The organism is Bacteroidota bacterium (genome assembly GCA_018692315.1).
Lineage (GTDB): Bacteria > Bacteroidota > Bacteroidia > Bacteroidales > JABHKC01 > JABHKC01.
In genome coordinates, this window is sequence record JABHKC010000063.1 from 1 (window position 1) to 2,354 (window position 2,354).

A 2,354-nucleotide genomic window follows, 5' to 3' on the forward strand; every position below is an offset into this window, starting at 1 on the left:
AAAATACATTCCGGCAGTATCAACAACATATGATGGATAAACCGAGCCATCGTTCCATTGATAAGTTGAGTTCGTGAAAGTTGCATCAAGAATCAATGAATATCCATCGCAAATAGTTTGGTCCGGACCAAGGGTAAAATTCGGAACTTCAATAATATCAACATTAATATTATCATTGTCGGTTCCGCAAGAATTAGTAACTGTAACAGAATAGGTTCCGGCATTTGTAACATCAATGGTTTGAGTAATTACTCCTGTTGACCAGAAATAAGTTGTTCCGTTTTCGCCCGCATCTAAAGTAAGGGTGTTTCCATTACAAAGCTCAATGTCCTGACCAAGAAATACATTCAATGGCATATCGTATTCTACTTCTATACTGGTTGATTCTGTGCAATTTGCAACTGTAACATTTACTACAAAAGTGTCTGAATAAAGTGCAATAATTGTTTCTGTAGATTCGCCAGTGTTCCATGAATATCCAGGCGTACCAAAAGTGGAAGTTACAGTGGCATCAAGAGTAATTGGGCTCGTGGCACAAATCCCCGAAACGTTCACTCCGAGATTTGGTTCTATTTCGTTGTATTCCACCACTATACTTTCAGAAATTGTTCCACAATCATTAGTAATTTCAACTGTGTAAGTCCCAGGTTTATCAATCAAAAATGTTGGCAGAGTATCTGTGTAAGTGTATGTTCCCAAATCAGCAGTCCAAAGAAAAGTGCAGCCATCGTTGTATGATAAATCGTATTCCATTGTGCTATCAGAACAGAGAATTGCTGGACTCGGGCCAAGGTTTGCCCAAGGTAAATAATTAACAGTTATGGTTTCATAAACTGTATCTGAAAAATTTGCATTGAAGGAAATACATTGAACGACATATGTTCCCTGTTCGTAAATAAAATAGGGGTTAACATCAATATGGTTTTGCCAAATAGGTAGATTTGATGGATAGTTAAAATTCCAATGAACCGAATCTATATATGTAGTTCCAAGATGAAAATATGTTGTATCTGTAAAACAGCTTGTTTCTATTGAAAATTCAGTAAAGAAGAAAAAGCTTGAATTAAATGTAGGCAAGCCATATTGGCATTTTTCACTATATCCTGTTGTAGGAATATCTAAGGAAACAGCTTGTAGATTTATTATTGGTATCACAGAGTTAGGATTCTCAATACAAGCTAACCATGGTTGATTATATATTGTCAAATATATTTTCTGATCTGGTGCAAGTTGAAGAGCACCACCCCTTCCGTTTAATTGCCCAATAACTTGATATGAATTGAGAAAGTTTGTAACATTTGGTAGTTCTGATAAATCCCATCTTCGAATATCGGCATTGCTAATATCAAACCAATCAGTGGCATAAAAGTAATGTTCGTCTGATGAAAACTCACAGCCATAGGCACTATAGCCATTAATTAAAACCGGATTTGATAATATTCCGGTAGTATTATCAAAATCGAATAATTCGTAATATCCGGGGTACTCAAAAACACAGTTTGCTATTTTGCTACCGCTTGGCGAAGATTTTAAATAACCTGCATATTGTACTCCCGAACTAATTGATGTTCCAACGTTACTGCTAATATACGAACTTGTGTTTATTCCTGTACTTGTAACTGGGTATGAACGAAATGTGTTATTTCCCCATTCGTGCACTATTACCCATACATCATACCCATTTGAATGATTCACAGCAGTAACTTTTTCCGGTGAAGGATTAATCAAAGATATATTTTTTTCCAGAATATCAACATCACCCATACCTCCATTTGCAGTCATATCAACTCGTGAATATGCTAAGCCTCCAACAGAAAGTCCTGACTCTACCGTAAAAATATAATAAGTATTTACGTCTAATGGTTTTGGTATAATTACAGCCGATTGGGATGAAGAAGGATCTCCTGTTAATCCGTAGCCATTTGGCATTTGGTTCATATTTGCATCCCAAACATATGTTCCATCGCTGAAAAACAATAAATTACCATTTGCATCGCTAATAGTAGCAACTCCTTCAAGAGTATTCATCGGACTTCCTCCAAAAGCAACTGGAGTGTTCGAGCTATTATTCCATGTAACGCCGGCATGATTTCCGAAATACCAGTTTTTCCCTTCGCCTCCTTGTGCAAAAATGTTGGCTGTAAAAGCAATTATAAAACAAAATGCAATAATTTTAGCTTTCATAATATTTATTTGTTCAAATATATGAAATATTTTGATTCATTAAAAAGAAAACCGGTTTGAAAATAATATTTCCATTTTGTAAATCTATTCGAATAAAATAAACCCCCATAGGATATTTCGAAACGTCTAATTCTATGTTTTTTGTTTTATTTTTTTCGGTATAAATTAAT

The 2,354-nt window shown here is 35.0% G+C and carries 1 protein-coding gene; it reads right to left on the reverse strand.

Annotated elements, in window-relative coordinates; translation table 11 throughout:
* A partial coding sequence (locus HN894_05200; GenBank protein ID MBT7142715.1) for a hypothetical protein occupies positions 1–2,184 on the reverse strand: 2,184 nt, incomplete at its 3' end.
* Positions 2,185–2,354: the final 170 nt, after the last annotated feature.